The 1,836-nt window shown below is 38.9% G+C and carries 1 protein-coding gene; it reads left to right on the top strand.

Going from position 1 to position 1,836, the window contains the following annotated elements; genetic code table 11:
• Window positions 1–1,560: LPXTG cell wall anchor domain-containing protein (locus HSISS2_RS07030; protein ID WP_042767240.1), on the top strand; the 1,560-nt coding region annotated here is incomplete at its 5' end.
• Window positions 1,561–1,836: the final 276 nt, after the last annotated feature.

The following is a 1,836-nucleotide window of genomic DNA, read 5'->3' as shown; positions in this document are numbered from 1 at the left end:
GCTACACCAGTAGTAACTGGCTTTGTGGCAGATAAGGCTAATGTAGCAGCGAAGACAGTGACTCCTGACGATAAGGATAGCGAAGAAGTTGTACAATACAAGAAGCTTGGTTCATACGTACCAAATGTACCAGACGGACTTCCAAAAGTACCAAATCTTCCATATCCAAACGATCCAACAGATCCAACGAAACCAGGTACTGATCTTCCATTGATTCCACATGTACCAGGCACTACCCCAGTAGGTCCAGATGGCACAACACCATTGACACCTAAAGATCCGAACGATCCAAGCAAGGGTTACAACCCACCATCAATTCCAAGCGATCCAACTCAGGATACACCAATCAATTACGTAACTGATAAACAAAAAGCTATCACAAACTTCGTAACTGAAAATGGTAAAGTAGTAGCAACTCCAGTAGTAGATGAAGGTGATTCAGGAGCTAACTTCACTAAGTCTAAAGTTGATGAAGTAACTAAGACTATTGAAAAACTTGAAAAAGCTGGATACAGAATAGTTAAGAACGACTTCCCATCTAAAGATACAGACAGAGTATTTGATAAGGATAAATCTGTAGATCAAATCTTCAATGTAACAGTAGCTGAAAGAATTATTCCAGTTACACCAGGTAAACCAGTAGATCCAAATAATCCAAACTTACCGAAGAACCCAGATGGAACTCCAGTAACACCATCTACACCAGAACCAGGTAAACCAGTATTCCCTAACGATCCAAATAGCCCAGTATGGCCAAATACTGTAAAAGATATGGTAATTGAGAAAGCTGCTACACGTACTATCAAGTATGTAGATCGTAACGGAAAAGAAATATCTGAAACTCGTGTTGAAACAATCAAGTTCACTCGTGATGCTGAAGTTAACTTAGTTACAGGAGAAATCACATATGGAGAATGGACAACAGATCGTAACGACGATATCTTCAACGGATACCCAGTACCAGTTGTGAAAGGATACATTGCTAAAGCTGGGGATCTAGAATCATCAACTAAAGATGTAAAAGTAACACCTGATACAATCAAGGATATCAACGAAACAGTTGTTTACGATAAGTTAGGTTCATGGGTGCCAAATATCCCAGGAACACCAACAAATCCAATTCCATATCCAAACGATCCGAAAGATCCAACTAAACCAGGAACTGAGAAACCTAAAGTACCTTATGTACCAGGATTTGTTCCTGTGGATCCAGAAGGTCAACCATTGAAACCAGTTGATCCAAATGATCCAACAAAAGGATATGAAGTACCTAATGTACCGGAAGATCCAACGAAGGATACACCAATTAATTATGTACCAAATGATCCTAAACCAAATCCTGCACCAGCAGATAATGGAGATAACAACGGAAACAATAATGAAACTCCAACAACTCCAGCTCAACCAGTAGCGCCTTCTACGCCTCAATACATGGATGGTCAACGTGAACTTCCAAATACAGGTACAGAAGATCATGCTAGCCTTGGAGCACTTGGACTTCTAGGAGCCCTAAGTGGATTTGCATTGATTGCTCGTAAGAAAAGAGAAGATGAAGAATAATCATTTTGATTCTCATTAGATGCTAATTTGCAATCAGATAAAGAAGGCTCTTTTCTACCATTTGCTAAGTCTATCAAGACTTTAAGTAAAAAAGAGATAAGACAGTAGCTATTCTGAGGTTACTGTCTTATTTTTAACACTTTTTGATCCATAAAAGGGCATGCTAAAAAACACCTCATCTGGTATTTTTTGAAACAAGGTGTTACAATAATACGGCATAGACAGGCTTATCGATTTTGGGTCAAAGAATAATCGTAAAGTTTGTTATGCGTAATG

The organism is Streptococcus sp. HSISS2 (genome assembly GCF_000448665.1).
Taxonomy (GTDB): Bacteria; Bacillota; Bacilli; order Lactobacillales; family Streptococcaceae; genus Streptococcus; species Streptococcus raffinosi.
The sequence above is the reverse complement of the archived record's forward strand: the minus strand, read 5'-3'. Positions and strand labels throughout refer to the sequence as shown.